The sequence below is a fragment of the Pseudomonas sp. NFX15 genome (assembly GCF_049132105.1).
Taxonomy (GTDB): Bacteria; Pseudomonadota; Gammaproteobacteria; order Pseudomonadales; family Pseudomonadaceae; genus Aquipseudomonas.
Genome location: NZ_JAFMPV010000042.1, coordinates 1 through 17,337 on the forward strand (window position 1 = coordinate 1; position 17,337 = coordinate 17,337).

The following is a 17,337-nucleotide window of genomic DNA, read 5'->3' on the forward strand; positions in this document are numbered from 1 at the left end:
TTACAACCACAGACGCTGTCACACCGCCTCGAACAACCTGCCGCCAGCCATCTTTGAAAAGCTAGCGGCGTAATACTCCTACAGAATGGTCTAAAAAAACTGGACCACTTCAAGCCAGCTCCTACAGTTTTTTGCGGTACCTGCACCTTTCTGTTTCCGCGCTGAAGTGCCGATGGCGTATAGGAGACACCTCATGGAACGGTTTACCGGCGGTTGTTTGTGCGGCAACCTCGGGTCGTTTTGAGGGATAGCGGCATCGCTGTATCGAGCAATTCGATCTGTTTAACCTACATTTAACGGTTTTTCCGATAACGCCGTGTCGCGATAATGGCGCCTTCAAAACTGACAGGAAGGCGTTCGTGATGGCACAGCAAGGAAGTTACACCGGCACAGCCAAGTGGTTGCATTGGGGCATGGCCCTGATCTGGGTTGGCGCCTGGGTCATCGGCATCCTGGCGACGCATTGGCGCGACGAACTCAATCCCCATCATGAACTCACCTACGTGCACAAGGCGCTGGCCAGCACGCTGTTGTTGCTCATCGTCGCGCGCATTGCCTGGCGGCTGAGTCATTCGGCGCCGCCACTGCCCGATTCGATGAGTCCAACCATGAAGCGCGGAGCGCTGCTCGGGCACGTGTTGTTGTATGCCCTGGCCCTGATCGGTTTACCGTTGTCCGGCTGGTACTGGAGTTCAGTCGCCGACAAACCGGTCATGGTCGCGGCGCTGTTCATGCTGCCGTCCCTCGTCGAGCCCGATCAGAGCCTCTACGACCTGGCGAAGTCGATTCATACCTACCTGTCGTGGTTGTGTGGCGCCCTGGTGGGCGGCCACGTGCTGATCGCGCTCAAGCATCACTTCATTGAAAAGGACGAAGTGCTCAAAGGGATGCTGCCAGGTAGAACCCACTGAATTTCCAATTCGCTCTTCATCGGCCGCTGGCGATCCACTCGGCAGCGCGTTCAGCAATCATGATCGTGGCCGCATTGGTGTTGCCGCCCACGAGCGTGGGCATGATCGAGGCATCCACCACCCGTAGTCCGTGCACGCCATGCACCCGCAGCTGACGGTCGACCACGGCGGCTTCATCGTTGCCCATTTTGCAGGTGCCCACAGGGTGGTAGATGGTGTCGGTGCGCTGGCGCAGTACCTCGATCAATTGCTCGTCGCTGTGCAGGCCGTGGCTGTACATGTCCTTGGGCTTGAACGCGGCCATCGGCGCCTGCTCGATGATGTCCCGGGCGATGCGGTAACCCTTGAGCAGCGTTTGCACATCGTCGTCATGGCCCAGCAGGTTGGGGTCGATGCGCGGCGGCGCAGTCGGGTCGGCCGAGGCCAGGCCCACATGGCCGATGCTTTTCGGGCGCAGGACGCACACATGACAGCTCAACCCATGGCCCCAATGCAGGGTGCGGTTGTGGTTGTCCACCAGGCTGATCACCGAGTGCAACTGGATGTCCGGGCGGCTCAGGGCCGGATCGGTCTTGAGGAATGCCCCGGCTTCGGCGAAGTTGCTGGCGAAGGTGCCGGACTTGTTCAGTGTGTAGTCAACCAGCGCCTTGCCCATGTTCAGCCCACCCTTGACTGAAAAGCCAGGCAGGGTACTGTCGTGGCTGGCGTAGCACTGCACCACGTCGGGATGATCGCGCAGGTTCAGGCCCACGCCGGGGAGTTCGTGTTGCACGGCGATGCCATGGGGCTTGAGTTCATCAGGCGCGCCAATCCCGGACAGCATCAACAGGTGCGGGCTGCCAAACGCACCGGCGCTCACCAGCACTTCCTTTCGCGCCCGCAGGGTCAGGGGCTGGTCCTTGTAGCGCACTTGCACACCGATGGCTCGTTTGCCGTTGAGCAACACGCGCTCGGCGTTGGCACCGGTCAATACGGTGAGGTTCTTGCGCTGGTGGCGGATGGGCTTGAGAAATGCCGTAGCGGTGCTCCAGCGCCGGCCGTTGCGGATGGTGACTTCATAGGCGCCGACACCTTCCTGGTCGATGCCATTGAAGTCGGCGTTGTAGCGATGCCCGGCGTCTACCGCGGCGGCAATGAAGGCCTCGCTGACCGGGTGCGATTGGGCCTTGCCAACATACAACTCACCTCCGCTGCCGTGCAGTGGGCTGGCCCCATGGTGATGGTTTTCACTTTGGCGGAAGTACGGCAGCACATCGTCATAGGACCAGCCCGTATTGCCCAGCGCTTGCCAATCATCGAAGTCCGTGCGGTGGCCGCGAATGTAGATCATGCCGTTGATCGAGCTGCTGCCACCCAGGGTCTTGCCCCGTGGCTGGTAACCGACTCGGCCATTTAAACCTGGCTGGGGCACCGTGTTGAAGGCCCAGTTGACGTGCCGTGTCGGCAGGATCGCCGCCACGCCAATCGGCGTGTGGATCAGCGGCGACCAGTCTTTAGGCCCGGCTTCGAGCAGGCACACACGCGTATTCGGGTTGGCACTCAGACGATTGGCCAGGACACAACCGGCAGAGCCGGCACCCACGATGATGTAGTCGAATTCCATTGGTCTTGTTCTCGGTTGCGCTACAAAGTGAGGCGCGGCGCGCCAGGTTGACGGGCCACTGGGGTATGGAATTCTTGATCGCCGGGGCGTAGATTTATTGACCTTTCCCGACTCGTTTTTTACTTATCACGACTATGACGGCATTGATCCGCACCACCTCATTGACCGGGTTTCGCGAGTTGACCGAACAGCTGGGCGGCCAGCCGGACGTGCTGTTGCGGCGTTACCGCATCGACCCACAGTGCCTGCTGGAAGAAGACGCACGGGTGCCGTTGCGCTCATTGGTAGGGCTGCTGGAATGCGCGGCGCACGAGCTGAAGTGCCCGGACTTCGGCCTGCGGATGGCCGACTACCAGGACCTGGATGTGCTGGGGCCCATTGCACTGATCGCCCGCAGTTCGGCGACAGTCGGGCAGGCACTGGAAGAAATCGTGCGCTTCATCGGCTTTCACAGCCCGGGCATCGAGTTGGACCTGGACTTTAGCGAGGCCAGCGCGCCGCGCCTGCTGATCGACATCCGCTTGCCGGGTTTATCCCATCAGCGGCAGATGATCGAGCTGGCCATGGGGGTGGGCCATAACATCATGAAGCTGTTGTGCGGCCCGCAGTTCGTTGCTCAAGCGGTGTTGCTCAGTGGGCATTCGCCGGTGTCGTCGGCGCGTTACCGACGCTTTTTCAACACCGCCGTCTACAGTGACCAGGTGTGTAGCGCCGTGGTGTTGACCGCCGCGCAGCTTCAACACGCCATCGAACAACAAGACCCGATGCTGCACCGCACGCTGGTGCAGTACTTCAATCATTTCAGTCGACAGGCACCGAACGGCCTGGTGGAACAGGTGGAATGGCTGATCGTGCGTACGCTGGCCACCCAGCGTTGCCGATTGCCGATCATTGCCGAGCAGTTAGGCTTGCACGAGCGTGTCTTGCAACGGCGCCTGGCCGAAGCCGGGCAGGGGTTCGAGGACATTCTCGAGAACGTGCGCCGCCAGCGCGCAGATAACTACCTGGCCGAGCGAGGCATGCCATTGTCACAGGTGGCGGGCCTGTTGGGGTACAGCGAGCAAAGTGTGTTCAACCGGGCTTGTCGACGCTGGTTCGCGATGACACCACGGGCCCGGAGGCGTGAGTTGCTGGAAGGCCAGGCCAGTGCTAGCGAGCCCTAGCGCAGATCCGCACGCAACTGCACCGGACTGACACCCAGGCGTTGGCGGAACGTGGTCGCCATGTGCGCCTGGGAATTGAAACCACAGGCGTAGGCGATCTGCGCCAGGGTGGCGGTCGAATCACGCATCAGTGCGCGGGCCTTGGCGAGGCGGCGGTCGATCAGGTAACTGTGCGGGCTTTTGCCGGTGGCGTGCTTGAACGCCCGCATGAAATAGCCTTCGGACAGTCCCAGCAATTGCGCCATCGTCGCCACACCCATCGGGCCGTCGAGACCGGCGTCGATGAACTCGTCGAGCAAGCGCATCCGGGTGCCGGTGATTGAGCCCAGGAGTGGTGTCGACAGGGTTTTGCTACCCGTTGCCCGTTCGGACAACGCCAGTGCCCAAGCTTCCCAATCGTCTTCTACCGACGCCTGCAACAGCGCGGCGCGCATCTTTAAGGCGAGGGCGGTGGCCCTGACGTCGAGGCGATTGTTGAAGGCGTGATCGCCGGGCAACGCCACCCCGTCGGTGCGTATCACTCGCAGGTATTCACCGCCCGTGGGTGATTCGGACAACACGTCACACCCGGCCGGCACGAACGCGAGGCCGTTGGGTACGGCCTCGAAAGGCAGGATCCGGTCGCTGCCGATGGCGTGCACACCGCGCTGGCTGTCGAAGGCAAAACCGATACCGGCCTGGGCCGCCACGTAGCGAGCTGAGTAAGCGCAACCGGGCAGCAATTCGATCGCCCATGGTCCGGCCTCGACGCGGCGGACCGGTTCGGACAGTAACGGTGACAGGCAGGTTCGAGGGCTCATGCACTGCATAGTAGTGAAGTGAGGGCACAAAAGTCAGGTCGGTTTTTTGAAAGCCGCTGCACGGCGTCCGTGTCCAGACTGCGCAACCTCTCAGGGAGACCCCTCATGTTCAGACTGACACGCGACGATATCGAACAGGCTGCCCACCAGGTGTACCAGGTCATGCCGCCCACCGCCCAATATGCCTGGCCGTTGCTGGCGCAGCGCCTGGGCTGCACGGTGTGGGTCAAGCACGAAAACCACACGCCCACCGGCGCGTTCAAAGTGCGCGGCGGGATTACCTTCATGCACTGGCTCAAACGCGAGCAGCCGAATGTGAAGGGCATCGTCAGCGCGACCCGTGGCAACCATGGCCAGAGCCTGGCGCTGGCAGCAGGCGCAGTGGGTGTGCCGGCGTTGATCGTCGTGCCGCAAGGTAACTCGGTGGAAAAGAACAACGCCATGCGCGGCTTTGGCGCGGAAGTGGTCGAGTACGGCCGTGATTTCGATGAGGCCCGTGAAGAAGCCGCACGCCTGGCGCAGGCGCAAGACCTGTTCCTGGTGCCACCGTTTCATAGCGAGCTGGTCAAAGGCGTCGCCACTTATGCGTTGGAACTGTTCAACGCCGCGCCCGACCTGGACACCGTGTACGTACCGATTGGTTGTGGTTCGGGGATTTGTGGGGTGATTGCCGCACGCGATGCACTGGGCTTGAACACCGAGGTGGTGGGCGTGGTGTCCACCGAGGCGGCCGCCGCCCAGTTGTCGTTTGACCGCGGGACCCTGTGCGAAACCGCCTCGGCCAACACCTTTGCCGATGGCCTGGCGGTACGCAAGCCCGTGCCTGAGGCGTTTGCCGTCTACGCCGCGGGCGCGGCGCGGATCGTTGCGGTCAGTGACGCGCAGATTGCCGAGGCCATGCGCGTGTATTACACCGACACCCACAACCTGGTCGAAGGCGCCGGGGCGGCGGCGTTGGCGGCCGTCATGCAGGAGCGCCAAACCCTGGCGGGACGCAAGATCGGGGTGATTCTATCGGGTGGCAACGTCGACCGGTCGGTGTATGCCAGTGTGATTGCGTAGACACTGCTGTCTTACAAATGAAACAAAAATGACGTGTAGAAACATTTCTGAAATATTTCATTCTTATGATCGGGGCAGGTCTTTCTCTAAGGTTCCTGTCTCATGCGTCGAGCGGTATTCAATCTAAAGGGTGGTGTTGGCAAGTCCAGCATCGCCTGCAATCTGGCGGCGGTCAGTGCTGCCGAAGGCTACAAGACGCTGCTGGTGGATCTCGATCCCCAGGCCAACTCGACCCACTACCTGACGGGGCTGACCGGGGATGACATCCCCATGGGGATCGCCGACTTCTTCAAGCAAACCCTGTCCAGCGGCCCGGCCAGCAAGAAGAGCCGCGTGGCCATCACCGATACACGCTACGACAATCTGCACCTGGTCACGGCCAGCAGCGAACTGGCGGACCTGCAATTCAAACTCGAATCGAAATTCAAGATCAACAAGCTGCGCCGTTTGCTGGTGGAGCTGTCCGACGACTACGAACGCATCTACATCGACACGCCGCCGTCGCTGAATTTCTACACCATCAGCGCCCTGATCGCCGCCGAGCGGGTGTTGATCCCCTTCGATTGCGACAGCTTTTCCCGCCAGGCGCTGTACAACGTCATCGCACAAGTGGCCGAGTTGCAGGCTGACCACAATGAGTCGTTGATCGTCGAAGGCGTGGTGGTCAACCAGTTCGAGCGGCGTGCCAGCCTGCACCAGAAGCTGGTCGACGAATTGTTGGCCGAGGGCGTGCCCGTGTTGCCCGATTACTTGAGCTGCACGATCAAGATGCGCGAATCCCATGAGGTGTCAGTGCCGATGATCCACCTGGCGCCCCGGCACAAGCTCTCGCTGGAGTTCGTCAGCCTGTTTTCAGCGTTGGAACGTGCCGGTTGATTGCAGCGAAGCCGTTGAGCTGAGCGACGGCGTTCAGATCGAACGCTGGTTGACGCGCTCTGTCAGCTGTTGCGCGGATTCCTTGCGCTCCGAATAGCGGTCTGCCAGCTCGGGGTGATCGCGTAGCAACAGGGTGAATTTCACCAGCTCTTCCATGACATCGACCACTCGGTCGTAGTACGGCGAGGGCTTCATCCGGTCCGTGTGGTCGAACTCCATGAAGGCCTTGGGCACCGAGGACTGGTTGGGGATGGTGAACATCCGCATCCAGCGGCCCAGCACACGCAGCTGATTGACCACGTTGAATGACTGCGAACCCCCGCAGACCTGCATGACAGCCAGGGTTTTGCCCTGCGTGGGGCGAATGGCGCCGAGGGCGAGAGGGACCCAGTCGATCTGCGCCTTGAACACCGCCGACATGGCGCCATGCCGTTCTGGAGAGCACCAGACCTGGCCTTCCGACCACAGCACCAGATCACGCAGTTCCTGCACCTTGGGATGCTCAACAGGCGCATCGTCGGGCATTGGCAGCCCGGACGGATTGAAGATACGAACCTCTGCGCCGAAATGCGTCAGCAGGCGCGCCGCTTCTTCCACCAGCAGGCGGCTGAACGAGCGCTCACGGGTCGATCCGTACAACAGCAGGATGCGTGGCTGGTGATCGTGCGCCGGTGTCGCGTGCGTCGTCTCGTTGAACAGCGACAGGTCCAGGTTGGGAAGGAGTTCTGACATAAGTCCTCTGGCTCAAAGAGCGCCGATGCGATCCAGCTCGCGCTTGAGTTCATCGCGGCTGAGGTGGTTGAAAGGAAGGTCGAGGAAGGCTCTGCAACGCAGCTCGATGCGCGCCAGCGTCGCGCGAAAGGCCGCGTCCACGGTCGACTCGTCACCGCTCACGTCGGACGGATCTTCCAGGCCCCAATGGGATTTCAACGCCGGGCCGAAATACACCGGGCAGCTTTCGCCGGCGGCCTTGTCGCAGACGGTGATGACGATATCCGGAAGGTTATCCTTGAACGCGTCATTGCCCTTGCTGCCCAAGCCAGCAATGGAAATACCGGCCTGTTGCAGCGTGGTCAGGCTGCGCGGCAATACCTGGCCTTTGGGGAAGCTGCCCGAGCTCACGGCTTCGAATCCCTCGGGCGCCAGATGATTGAACAGGGCTTCAGAAAGAATGCTGCGGCAACTGTTTGCCGTGCACATGAACAAGACTCGCATGGATGATTTCCTTTACGTTCAGGGGGCAATTCAAAGGCTCAGGCGCAAGGCCAGGGCCGAGAGGGTGATCAACAGCACCGGAAGGGTCAGCAGGATGCCGACCTTGAAGTAGTAGCCCCACGTGATGCGCATGCCTTTGCGCTCCAACACATGCAGCCAGAGCAGTGTGGCAAGGCTGCCGATGGGCGTGATTTTGGGGCCGAGGTCGCAGCCGATGACGTTGGCGTAGACCATCGCCTCGCGGATCACCCCTTGCGCGCTGCTGTCCTGAATCGACAGCGCGCCGATCAGTACGCTGGGCAGGTTGTTCATCACCGACGACAACAATGCCGAGACCAGGCCGGTGCCGATGGCGGCACTCCAGAGGCCATGTTCGGCCACGCCGTCGAGCACTTGGGTCAGTAAATGGGTGAGCCCTGCGTTCTTCAGGCCATAGACCACCAGGTACATGCCCAGCGAAAAGACCACGATCTGCCAAGGCGCTTCACGCAATACGCGTCGCGTGGAAATCTTGTGGCCCCTGGCCGCGACCGCAAACAACATGACGGCACAGATCGACGCGACCACGCTGACGGGAATGCCCAGCGGCTCCAGCGCGAAGAGGCCCACCAGCAAGACAACCAGCATCCAGCCGCCAACGATGAACGTTGCGCGATCGTGGATCGCCTCGGCGGGTTCGCGCAGCGCATCCGTGGCATAGCGTTGCGGCAAGTCGCGGCGGAAATACACGAACAGCACCAGTAACGTCGCGGCCACGCTGACCAGGCTCACCGGTACCATGACGCTCGCGTATTCGCCGAAGCCGAGCCTGAAGTAATCGGCGGACACGATGTTCACCAGGTTCGACACCACCAGCGGCAGGCTGGCCGTGTCGGCAATGAACCCAGCGGCCATGACGAAGGCCAGGGTTGCCGCAGGCGAGAAGCGCAGGGCGATCAGCATCGACATGACGATTGGTGTCAGGATCAGCGCCGCGCCGTCATTGGCAAACAGCGCCGACACCGCCGCGCCCAGCAACACGCAGAAGGCGAACAAACGGTAACCGCTGCCCTTGGCCCAACGGGCGACATGCAGGGCGGCCCATTCGAAGAATCCCGCTTCATCGAGCAGCAGGCTGATCACGATGATGGCGATGAAGGTGGCCGTCGCATTCCAGACGATGGCCCACACCACCGGGATGTCATGCACCGAGACGGCGCCCACCGCGAGGGCGATGATGGCGCCAATCGTGGCGCTCCAGCCGACACCGAGGCCTTTGGGTTGCCAGATAACGAGAACAAGGGTGAAAACGAAGACAGCGGCAGCAACCAGCATGGAATGTTTACTCGATTAGGGATTCAGCAGCACGCGGCATCGCGGACCGGGCGTGCATCCATGTCCTGCAGACGCGAGACGTTGTCATGCAGCCAACGTGCGTTGGCTTGAGTCGTTACCTGCAGAATTTCGTGCACCCAGGCGGGCAGGCCCGGATTGAGGCGGTAATAGACCCATTGCCCTTGGCGGCGATCGAGCAGCAAGCCGTTGCTGCGCAGTTGGGCGAGATGACGGCTGATTTTCGGTTGACTGTCGTTGAGCGCGCACATCAGCTCGCAGACACACAGTTCGCCCAAATGGGCGATCAACAAGGTGGCGCGGGCCCGGGTTTCGTCGGCCAGGCTCTTGAATACCTCGGGAGGCGTGATCATGCGCAGTGCTCGTAATATGTGGGAAGGCGAATATACGGACATCCATATGTTCGGCGCAAGCCGTCAATCCGCTCGAATAAAATTGAAATGCCTGGCGTTGCCCGACAGAATCACGCCCCGATCCGGCCACAGGCGCCGGACGCTCGTGGTGAAAAGGGGCTGCCGTTGAACGAACACACCTTGTCCAAGCGCCTGGAGCGCGTTGCCGCGCAAGTACCGGCCGGCGCGCGCCTGGCCGATATCGGCTCGGATCACGGCTACTTGCCGGTGGCGTTGCTGCGTCGGGGCGTCATTGTGGCGGCGGTGGCGGGGGAGGTGGCGTTGACGCCGTTCAACGCGGCCACGCGTACGGTGCGCGAGAACGGTCTCGAGACTCAGATCACGGTGCGCCTGGCCAACGGCCTGGCGGCGATCGAACCGGGCGATGGGATCACCGCGATCAGCGTCTGCGGCATGGGCGGCGAGACGATCCGCGACATCCTCGACCGCGGCAAGGCGTACCTGAGCGGCCAGGAACGGCTGATCCTGCAACCCAACGGCGCAGAACCGCCGCTGCGGCAATGGCTGATGGACAATGGCTATCGCATCCTCTTCGAGGACGTACTGCGGGAAAACCGTTTTGATTACGAAGTAATTGTTGCCGAACGTACCGGGCCGGTGCGGTACAGCGCCGAAGAGCTGTACTTCGGCCCGTTGCAGATGCAGGCGCGCAGCCCGGCGTTCTTGCTCAAGTGGCAGCGCAAATTGCGCCAGAAGCAGAAGACCTTGGCGCAACTTGCCCGCGCGCAGCAAGGCGTGCCTGAGCAGACCTTGCAAGACATCGAGCAGCAAACACGCTGGATCAGCCGGCTGCTGGCCTGATCAGGCATTGCACAGGGCTGGCCCGGCCCATCACTCTTCTTCCCTGAGCGCGTTGATCCGCCCCGACTTTTCTGCCTCGATCAGCGACAAATGGTCCCTGGCATTCTGATTGGCGTAGGCGATGGAGAACTTGCCGACCGCCAGGTCGAACGAGTCCTGTTTGCCCAGGTAGCCACTGATGAGCGCGGCATCGCCGGATTTGGCGTGGGCACGGGCGAGGGTTTGGCCGCACCATTCGGCGTACATCTTCATGCGCACCGCGGAAATGCCTTCGATGGGTGCTGACATTTTCATGTCGCGCAACTGGCGTACGAAGAAGTGCCGGCCGTTTTGACCCTGTGTCCAGCCCAGGAAGATGTCACTGGAAGACTGCATCAGGCGCTGGCCCGTGACTACACGCTGGCCCTGGTTCTGGTAGTGGCTCTTACCTGCATAAGGCGCGAGAACCGAGGGGCAGGCTTCCTTGAATTGCAGGAGCAACGGGTGGTTCTCCGCCGAGAAGAACAGGCCAACGAAACAATAGGTGCCCACGCTGCCGATCCCGACCGCTTTGACGGCAATGTCTTCGAGGCGGTAGCGATCGAAGAGCACGCGGCGTTCATGGGGCAGGGACAGCCGATAGTCGTGCAGGGCACTGCGCACGCGCTGCATGAAGCCTTTTTCATGCACATGGAAGATCAGCGGCGGTTGGTCGATCAATCGCCGCCGACCGCCCACTTCACTGCTGATCTTGGGATAGAGGTAATCGCCCAGGCGCATCCTGGCCTTGGCCACCAATAGCTCACGGGTTTTTTTGGTCTCGGCATTGGGCGCCATGTCGATGATCGCCTGGGCGTCGAGGCGGTCGTACCAGACCTCCAGCGGACCCATCTTGGAGAATTTGCGCAGGCGCTCGCGATAAGCGCCGACGCATCGGGTGGCGATGCCGCGTGACTCTTTATCGCTGAGTCGGTTATCGCGAGCGGCCACGGCGAAACTGATGGCCAGGCGTTTGACATCCCATTCCCAAGGGGCCGGCAACGTTTCGTCGAAATCGTTGATGTCGAAAATCAGATTGCGCTCGGGCGTGGCGAACAAGCCGAAGTTCATCAGGTGGCAATCCCCGCAGGCCTGCACCTCAATGCCGGTGTTGGGGATTGTCGCCAGGTCATGCGCCATCAAACCCGCCGAGCCGCGCAGAAAAGTGAACGGGCTGCGCAACATGCGCCCGTAGCGCAACGGCACCAGGTTAGGCAGTCGATAACGGTTGGACTCTTCGAGCAGGGCGATAGGGTCGCGATGTTTACCCGGTGGTTTCCATTGCGCGTGAACCGTGTGGGGCAGGCGTTCGCGCAATTGCTCGCCAGCAAACAGGCGCTCCTTGCGTGAAAGAAAGATGGATTCGTCAGGGCCGTCGTCCGACTGCGCCGTCACGCGGTCGGACGACTTGGTTTTGCGAGGGGGCATGTCCACTCCTTTGCTCAACGAAGTCTGACTTCCTCGGGCACAGGATCGGGTAATGCGACTGTTCCATCAGCCCCTGGGGCGCACGTGCACGGGTATCGTGGGTAGAGGTGATACTGCCATTCAAGCGTAGCAGTTCTGCTACCGCGTGCTAGGCAAGTATGGCGGAGTAAGCGCACCCCCGGCCTGTTCGTCCTGAACCCGGAAAATACCCTGAACTTTCGTTCGAGCGCTCAGGTCGACCAAGTTCCTGCCTCTGACCCTGGCCGAAGATTGCCCCGCATGGCGTCCCGGGTGGATCACCGGAGGCGGCAATCGGCAGGGAGGTCAGTTTTCATCATCGTCAGACCCTTGGAGTACGGTTACGTGAACAAACGCCGACTGAAAGAGTTGGATTTGCTGCGTTTTCTTGCTGCCATTGCCGTAGTGATTTTTCACTATGCCTTTCGCGGGTATGCAAAAGGTGACATGTCCGTCATGCCTTACCCGTTATTGGCAGACGTTGCCAAATACGGTTATCTGGGCGTCGAACTTTTTTTCATGATCAGCGGGTTTGTCATTCTGATGACCGCTTCGAGCAACAACCTCAAAGTGTTTATTGTTTCTCGCGCCGTTCGACTCTATCCAGCGTTCTGGGCATGCTGCACCCTCACGTTTATCGTGACGTTGGCGATCGGGGCGCCAAGGTTTACAGCGGACCTCTACCAATACATTGCCAACATGACATTGCTCGGCAACTTCCTGAATGTGGCACCCATAGATGGCGTTTACTGGTCGCTGTTTGTGGAAATAAAGTTCTACCTGCTGATCGCCATCCTGTTGGGCTTCAAGAAAATAGAAAAGATAGAAACGTGCCTGGTGCTCTGGCTGCTGGTGGCTGCGGTGGCCGAAATCAGTGCCTTCGAAGCCATGCGTTCGGTTCTGGTGACAGACTACGCGGCCTATTTCATCGCCGGTGCGACGTTCTATATCGTATGGGCCAAGGGCCTTTCGAAAACCCGAATCCTGTTATTGATCGGATCGCTTGCATTGGCCTGTTACACCGCCATTGCCTGGGCGGCATTGATCGAAAGCAAGTATTCGACCGAATTCGATCCGCTCATTGTCTGTACCACCATCACGCTGTTTTTCGTGATGTTTGGCTTGATCGTAAGCAACAACACAGTCGGTATTGGCACAGTGAACTGGACGGCGTTGGGCGCGCTGACCTATCCGCTGTATTTATTGCATCAAATGATCGGTTTCATGGCCTTCAATATCGCTTATCCGGCGGTGAACCCACACGTACTGCTTTGGGGAACAGTCGCGCTGATGATTGCGGCTTCGTATTTCATACATAAAAAAATAGAAATTCCCGTTGCCGGCTTTTTCAAGAAACTCCTTTCGTTGTCTTTCAGTCGTGTCAGAGACTGAGTCTGCGAAACTGATCGGCCCGCGAACGGCGGAGGGTCCTTGCGCATCGCCAAACGCAGGGTTTCGCTGGGCCAGACCCGGCGAGCGGCGTTATCGATCCCGATCGACATTGGGCAGGACTGCGCAGCCGTCTCTTTTTTTAGGTTCTTCTCGCCATCCCGGGAAGCTGTAGGAGCCGGCTTGCCGGCGATGGACTCAAGTGCGCCGCGTTTATCCATCTCATACGCGTCATCGTTAACGACCATCGCTGGCAAGCCAGCGCCTACAAGGGGCTATGCCCAGGCTGAAAATAAAGTGACCTTCAAAGAGGGGTTAACACATAGATGCGCCCAGTAGGCCTCAAGCCTTGATAAAGGCCAACAGATCAGCGTTGATCATCTCGGCATGGGTGGTAGGCATGCCGTGCGGCAACCCGGGGTATGACTTGAGGGTGCCGTGCTTGAGAAGTTTCACCGACTTGGCCCCGGTCGCCGGGAAAGGACAGATTTGATCGTCCTCGCCATGCATCACCAGCACCGGGATATCGATGGCTGCAAGGTCGTCGAAGAACTCGGTTTCGGACAGGACCCGCACACATTCGTATTGTGCCTTGACGCTGCCCATCATGCCCTGGCGCCACCAGTTCCAGCGAATGCCCTCGGAAATGGTCGCTCCTGGCCGATTGAACCCATAGAACGGCATCGTGATGTCCAGGTAGAACTGCGAGCGGTGATTGGCCGTGCCGTTGCGGATGCCATCGATGACGTCCATGGGAACGCCGTCAGGGTTGTTTTCCGACTTCATGAACAGTGGCGGGATGGCGCTGATGAGCACGGCCTTGGCCACGCGGCCCTTGCTGAATTTGGCCACGTAGCGCGTCACTTCGCCGCCACCGGTCGAGTGCCCGATATGGATGGCATTTTTCAGGTCGAGTTTGTCCACCACCGCCGCGACGTCGGACGCGTAGGTATCCATGTCATGGCCCTTGTCCGTCTGCGTCGAGCGTCCATGCCCCCGGCGATCATGGGCAATGACCCGATAGCCCTGACTGAGAAAAAACATCATCTGGGTGTCCCAGTCATCTGCAGAAAGGGGCCAGCCGTGATGGAAGAACAGAGGCTGACCTGTGCCCCAGTCTTTGTAAAAAATGCGCGTGCCGTCGACCGTCGTCACGAATGAACCGCTGCTGTCCGATTCTCTGCTGTCTTGCTGAGTCATCTGTTTGCCTCTCATTCGATACAGGAGTGTCTCGGCACCCGGGGGCTGGGTGTCGATAGAAAGGCTCGGTCTGACCAGTGGGTGTATGCCTTGAAAGCAAGGCAAGCCTCGACCCACCTGATACCAAGCCAGCGAACTCTAGAATCTAGTAGCAAACGAGGGCGCCTTCAGCGATTCATTAGACTATTTCGAAGTAGCTGAGGCGACGTGCCGATTGCACGGAAATGGCGCTTTCAACCGTGGATGAGCGCCGTCGACGTACTGGCCACCACTGCCTTGCCCAGCAGATCGATCCGGCAACCAGGCTCGGCATCGCTGACGGTGAGTTTCAGGTCATGCAGGCGCGCCACAGCCGAGACCATGCTCAGCCCCAGGCCATTGCCGGGTGTGTGGCGGCTCGATTCGGCGCGATACAACCGGCGCAATACCGCTTCGCGCTCTGCCTGGGCGATGCCGGGGCCGTTGTCGGCGACGCAAATGCCAACCGAACCTTGATCGGCGATCACCGTCACGTTCACCCGGCTATGGTCGGGCGAAAACTTGATGGCGTTGTCCAGCAGGTTGCAGATCGCATCGAACAACAATTGCGCGTCCCCGGCGATGATGGCCGGCGCCTGGCTTTTGTTGAGCGTCAGGCTGATGCCGCGCTCCTCGGCCAGCGGTTCGTAGAGTTCGGCGGCATCGGCGCTGATCAGGTTCAGGTCCAGCGGCGCGAAGTGACTGCGACGGGCGCTGTTTTCGATTTCCGAGATGCGCAGCAAGGCCTTGAAGGTCAGGAGCAGGGCCTTGGCCTCGGTCAGTGCGGCATCGATGCTGGCGGCGTATTGCGTTTCATCGAGGCCGCGGCGCTGGGTGCGCTCGAGGCCGGCGATCAGGCGGGTCAGCGGGGTACGCAGGTCGTGGGCAATGTCGTCGCACACGCCCTTGACCTCGCTCATCAGGCGTTCCAGTTCATCGAGCATGCCGTTGACTACCGAGGCCAGGCGGTCGATGTCGTCGTTGGTGCCCTGGATCGGCAATCTGCCGGTCAAGTCGCCTTCGATGATGCCCTTGATCGAACGGCTGACCTTGTCCAGCCGGCGGTGCGCCGAATAACCCAGCGCCACCGCGCCCAGCAGGCCAACCACCAGCAACAGCACACCGCCGGACACCAGCGCCTTGATCAGCAGCTCGTCGAATTCGCGAATATCGTGGATGTCCTGGGCCACCAACAGGGTCTTGCCATCGGCCAGACGATGGGCGATGAAACGAATCGGGCGTTGGCGACCATTGGGTTTGCGCCAATCGAATTCCTGGGGCTTGTCGTAGGTGGAGAAGGGTGGCAATTGCTGGATGGCACCGGCAATGAACTGGCCCTGGGCGTCGAACAGGCTATGGGGCAGGCGCGCTTCGGTGTCCTGCTCGGCGTGGTTGCGGATCTCCCGCAGTCGCAGTTCGGGGTCCTGGGCGCTGCGGTTTTCCACTTGCCGATACAGCGCCGTGTCGGCTTCGGTCTTGAGGTAGAAGGCCGTTTGCCAATAAACGTAGCCGAACAACGCCAGGAACGAGCAGCCGAACAGGCCGAGAAACAGCAGGCCGGTGCGAAAACTGATGGTGCGTGGAATCTCACTCAGGCGCACGGAGGACATAGCCGGCTCCCCGAATGGTATGAATCATCGGCGACTCACCTTCACCGTCGATCTTGCGGCGCAAACGGCCCATGTGGACTTCGATGACGTTGGTGCGCTCGTCATAGGCGTAGTTCCACACCGCTTCGAACAGCATGGTACGCGTGACCACTTGCCCCGCGTGGCGCATCAGGTGTTCGAGCAGGGCGTATTCGCGGGGCACCAGGTCGATGACCCGGTCACCCCGGCGCACCGTGCGGCTCAGCAGGTCGACGTCCAGATTGGCCACCCGCAAGCGGGTTTCCCGGGCTTCGGTGGCCGGTTCTGCGCGGCGGCGGTTAAGCGCGTCCAGGCGAGCGGTCAGTTCGATGAACTCGAAAGGTTTGGTCAGGTAATCGTCGCCGCCGGCACGCAAGCCACGCACCCGTTCATCCAGCGCGCTCAGGGCGCTGAGGATCAGCACCGGGGTACTGATGCTGGCGGCGCGCAACGCCGTGAGCACGCCGAGCCCATCAAGGCCACCGGGTAACATGCGGTCCAGCACGATCAGGTCGAATGCTTCGCTCAGGGCCTTGAGCAAGCCTTCGCGACCGTTGTCGACGCAACTGACGGTGAAACCGTGGTCACACAGGGCCGCTTCGATTTCGCGACAGGTAGGCAAGTCGTCTTCGACGACCAGAACATGGGTCATGGCAGTGGAACCGCTCACTTGTCCGGGCAGAGGTGGCATAGTGTGGCAAAGCCAGCGGCGGCGCCACGTCCCCGCCCGCTAAATAAAAGTTTAGGTTTGATTGACGGAGATGTTGTCGTGCGCATTCTTGTGGTTGAAGACGATGCCCAGACCGCCGCCTACCTGTTGCGGGGCTTGAGCGAAAGCGGGCATGTCGTCGATATCGCCAGCGATGGCAACAGTGGCCTGGGCATGGCCCTGGAACAGATTCATGACGTGCTAATTGTCGACCGGCGCTTGCCTGGCCTTGACGGCATCGGCCTGATCAAAGCCGTGCGTGCGCAAAAACTGCGGGTGCCGATCCTGATGCTGAGCGCCCAGGCCTCGACGACCGACAAGGTGCAAGGCTTGCAAGCCGGTTGCGATGACTACCTGGCCAAGCCCTATGCGTTCGCCGAAGTGCTGGCGCGGCTCGATGCCTTGTTGCGCGGGCGCGACCCGGTCGCAGGTTCCGCGCGGCAGTTGCAGGTGGGTGAATTGCAACTCGACTGCGCCACACGCACCGCCGTGCGCCGGGGCCGGGTGATTACCTTGCAGCACCGCGAGGCATTGCTGCTGGAAAAACTCATGCGCCACAGCGGCCAGGTGGTGACCCGCGACATGCTGCTCGACAGCGCCTGGGACTACGACTTCGACCCCAACGACAACGTCATCGACAAACACATTCATCGCTTGCGACGCAAACTCGATGAGGGCTTCGAGTACTCGCTGATTCGCACCGTGCCGGGTGCCGGTTACAGCTTCGAGACGCCGTCCGCTCAAAGCTAAACA

The 17,337-nt window shown here is 60.7% G+C and carries 17 protein-coding genes; 7 read left to right on the forward strand and 10 right to left on the reverse strand.

What is annotated here, in order from left to right; translation table 11 throughout:
• Window positions 1-362 precede the first annotated feature (362 nt).
• Window positions 363-911, forward strand: a complete 549-nt coding sequence (locus J1D76_RS26695; protein ID WP_421141321.1) for a cytochrome b — start codon at window positions 363-365, stop codon at window positions 909-911.
• A gap of 16 nt (window positions 912-927) precedes the next feature.
• Here the strand turns inward: J1D76_RS26695 and J1D76_RS26700 are convergent, their stop codons facing one another.
• A complete protein-coding gene (locus J1D76_RS26700; RefSeq protein ID WP_421141322.1) occupies window positions 928-2,514 on the reverse strand; it encodes a GMC family oxidoreductase in 1,587 nt (528 codons plus the stop codon).
• A gap of 134 nt (window positions 2,515-2,648) precedes the next feature.
• Here J1D76_RS26700 and J1D76_RS26705 point away from each other — a divergent pair, with 134 nt between their 5' ends.
• Window positions 2,649-3,677, forward strand: coding sequence for an AraC family transcriptional regulator (locus J1D76_RS26705; RefSeq protein ID WP_421141323.1), 1,029 nt, complete (start codon window positions 2,649-2,651; stop codon window positions 3,675-3,677).
• Here the strand turns inward: J1D76_RS26705 and J1D76_RS26710 are convergent.
• Window positions 3,674-4,486 carry a helix-turn-helix transcriptional regulator gene (locus J1D76_RS26710; protein ID WP_421141324.1) on the reverse strand — a complete coding sequence of 271 codons (813 nt, stop codon included), beginning with the start codon at window positions 4,484-4,486 and terminating at the stop codon, window positions 3,674-3,676. The genes J1D76_RS26705 and J1D76_RS26710 overlap by 4 nt on opposite strands.
• 96 nt (window positions 4,487-4,582) lie before the next feature.
• Here J1D76_RS26710 and J1D76_RS26715 point away from each other — a divergent pair, with 96 nt between their 5' ends.
• The gene (locus J1D76_RS26715; RefSeq protein ID WP_421141326.1) at window positions 4,583-5,539 is read left to right on the forward strand and encodes a threonine dehydratase; all 957 of its coding nucleotides are present in this window, start codon (window positions 4,583-4,585) and stop codon (window positions 5,537-5,539) included.
• A 102-nt stretch (window positions 5,540-5,641) separates the two neighbouring features.
• On the forward strand, window positions 5,642-6,415 hold the full coding sequence (locus J1D76_RS26720) for a ParA family protein (protein ID WP_421141327.1): 774 nt from the start codon (window positions 5,642-5,644) through the stop codon (window positions 6,413-6,415).
• A gap of 33 nt (window positions 6,416-6,448) precedes the next feature.
• Here the strand turns inward: J1D76_RS26720 and arsH are convergent, their stop codons facing one another.
• Genes arsH through J1D76_RS26740 form a run of 4 tightly spaced genes read right to left on the reverse strand, consistent with a single transcriptional unit; the run spans window position 6,449 to window position 9,315 of the window.
• Entirely contained in the window at window positions 6,449-7,147 is a 699-nt protein-coding gene (arsH, locus tag J1D76_RS26725) for an arsenical resistance protein ArsH (RefSeq protein WP_421141328.1), read from the reverse strand.
• A gap of 12 nt (window positions 7,148-7,159) precedes the next feature.
• Window positions 7,160-7,630, reverse strand: coding sequence for an arsenate reductase ArsC (locus tag J1D76_RS26730; protein ID WP_421141329.1), 471 nt, complete (start codon window positions 7,628-7,630; stop codon window positions 7,160-7,162).
• A gap of 30 nt (window positions 7,631-7,660) precedes the next feature.
• Window positions 7,661-8,944, reverse strand: a complete 1,284-nt coding sequence (locus J1D76_RS26735; protein ID WP_421141330.1) for an arsenic transporter — start codon at window positions 8,942-8,944, stop codon at window positions 7,661-7,663.
• Between the two features lie 23 nt (window positions 8,945-8,967).
• The gene (locus J1D76_RS26740; protein WP_421141331.1) at window positions 8,968-9,315 is read right to left on the reverse strand and encodes a metalloregulator ArsR/SmtB family transcription factor; all 348 of its coding nucleotides are present in this window, start codon (window positions 9,313-9,315) and stop codon (window positions 8,968-8,970) included.
• 165 nt (window positions 9,316-9,480) lie between these two features.
• Here J1D76_RS26740 and J1D76_RS26745 point away from each other — a divergent pair, with 165 nt between their 5' ends.
• The gene (locus tag J1D76_RS26745) at window positions 9,481-10,176 is read left to right on the forward strand and encodes a tRNA (adenine(22)-N(1))-methyltransferase (protein WP_421141332.1); all 696 of its coding nucleotides are present in this window, start codon (window positions 9,481-9,483) and stop codon (window positions 10,174-10,176) included.
• 30 nt (window positions 10,177-10,206) lie between these two features.
• On the opposite strand, the gene J1D76_RS26750 is transcribed toward J1D76_RS26745, so the two are convergent.
• Window positions 10,207-11,622: a DUF2252 domain-containing protein gene (locus J1D76_RS26750; RefSeq protein ID WP_421141333.1), complete on the reverse strand. Its 1,416-nt coding sequence runs from the start codon at window positions 11,620-11,622 to the stop codon at window positions 10,207-10,209.
• A 363-nt stretch (window positions 11,623-11,985) separates the two neighbouring features.
• Between J1D76_RS26750 and J1D76_RS26755 the strand changes: the two genes are divergently transcribed.
• Entirely contained in the window at window positions 11,986-13,032 is a 1,047-nt protein-coding gene (locus tag J1D76_RS26755; RefSeq protein WP_421141334.1) for an acyltransferase family protein, read from the forward strand.
• Between the two features lie 339 nt (window positions 13,033-13,371).
• On the opposite strand, the gene J1D76_RS26760 is transcribed toward J1D76_RS26755, so the two are convergent.
• The 3 genes from J1D76_RS26760 to J1D76_RS26770 all read right to left on the reverse strand — a co-directional run bounded on the left by J1D76_RS26760 (window position 13,372) and on the right by J1D76_RS26770 (window position 16,527).
• The gene (locus J1D76_RS26760; protein WP_421141335.1) at window positions 13,372-14,229 is read right to left on the reverse strand and encodes an alpha/beta fold hydrolase; all 858 of its coding nucleotides are present in this window, start codon (window positions 14,227-14,229) and stop codon (window positions 13,372-13,374) included.
• Window positions 14,230-14,462: 233 nt separating this feature from the next.
• Entirely contained in the window at window positions 14,463-15,857 is a 1,395-nt protein-coding gene (locus J1D76_RS26765; protein WP_421141336.1) for an ATP-binding protein, read from the reverse strand.
• On the reverse strand, window positions 15,835-16,527 hold the full coding sequence (locus tag J1D76_RS26770) for a response regulator transcription factor (protein WP_421141337.1): 693 nt from the start codon (window positions 16,525-16,527) through the stop codon (window positions 15,835-15,837). The genes J1D76_RS26765 and J1D76_RS26770 overlap by 23 nt, the downstream gene beginning before the upstream one ends.
• A 117-nt stretch (window positions 16,528-16,644) precedes the next feature.
• Here J1D76_RS26770 and J1D76_RS26775 point away from each other — a divergent pair, with 117 nt between their 5' ends.
• Window positions 16,645-17,334 carry a response regulator transcription factor gene (locus tag J1D76_RS26775; RefSeq protein WP_421141338.1) on the forward strand — a complete coding sequence of 230 codons (690 nt, stop codon included), beginning with the start codon at window positions 16,645-16,647 and terminating at the stop codon, window positions 17,332-17,334.
• The last annotated feature ends 3 nt before the right edge of the window (window positions 17,335-17,337 follow it).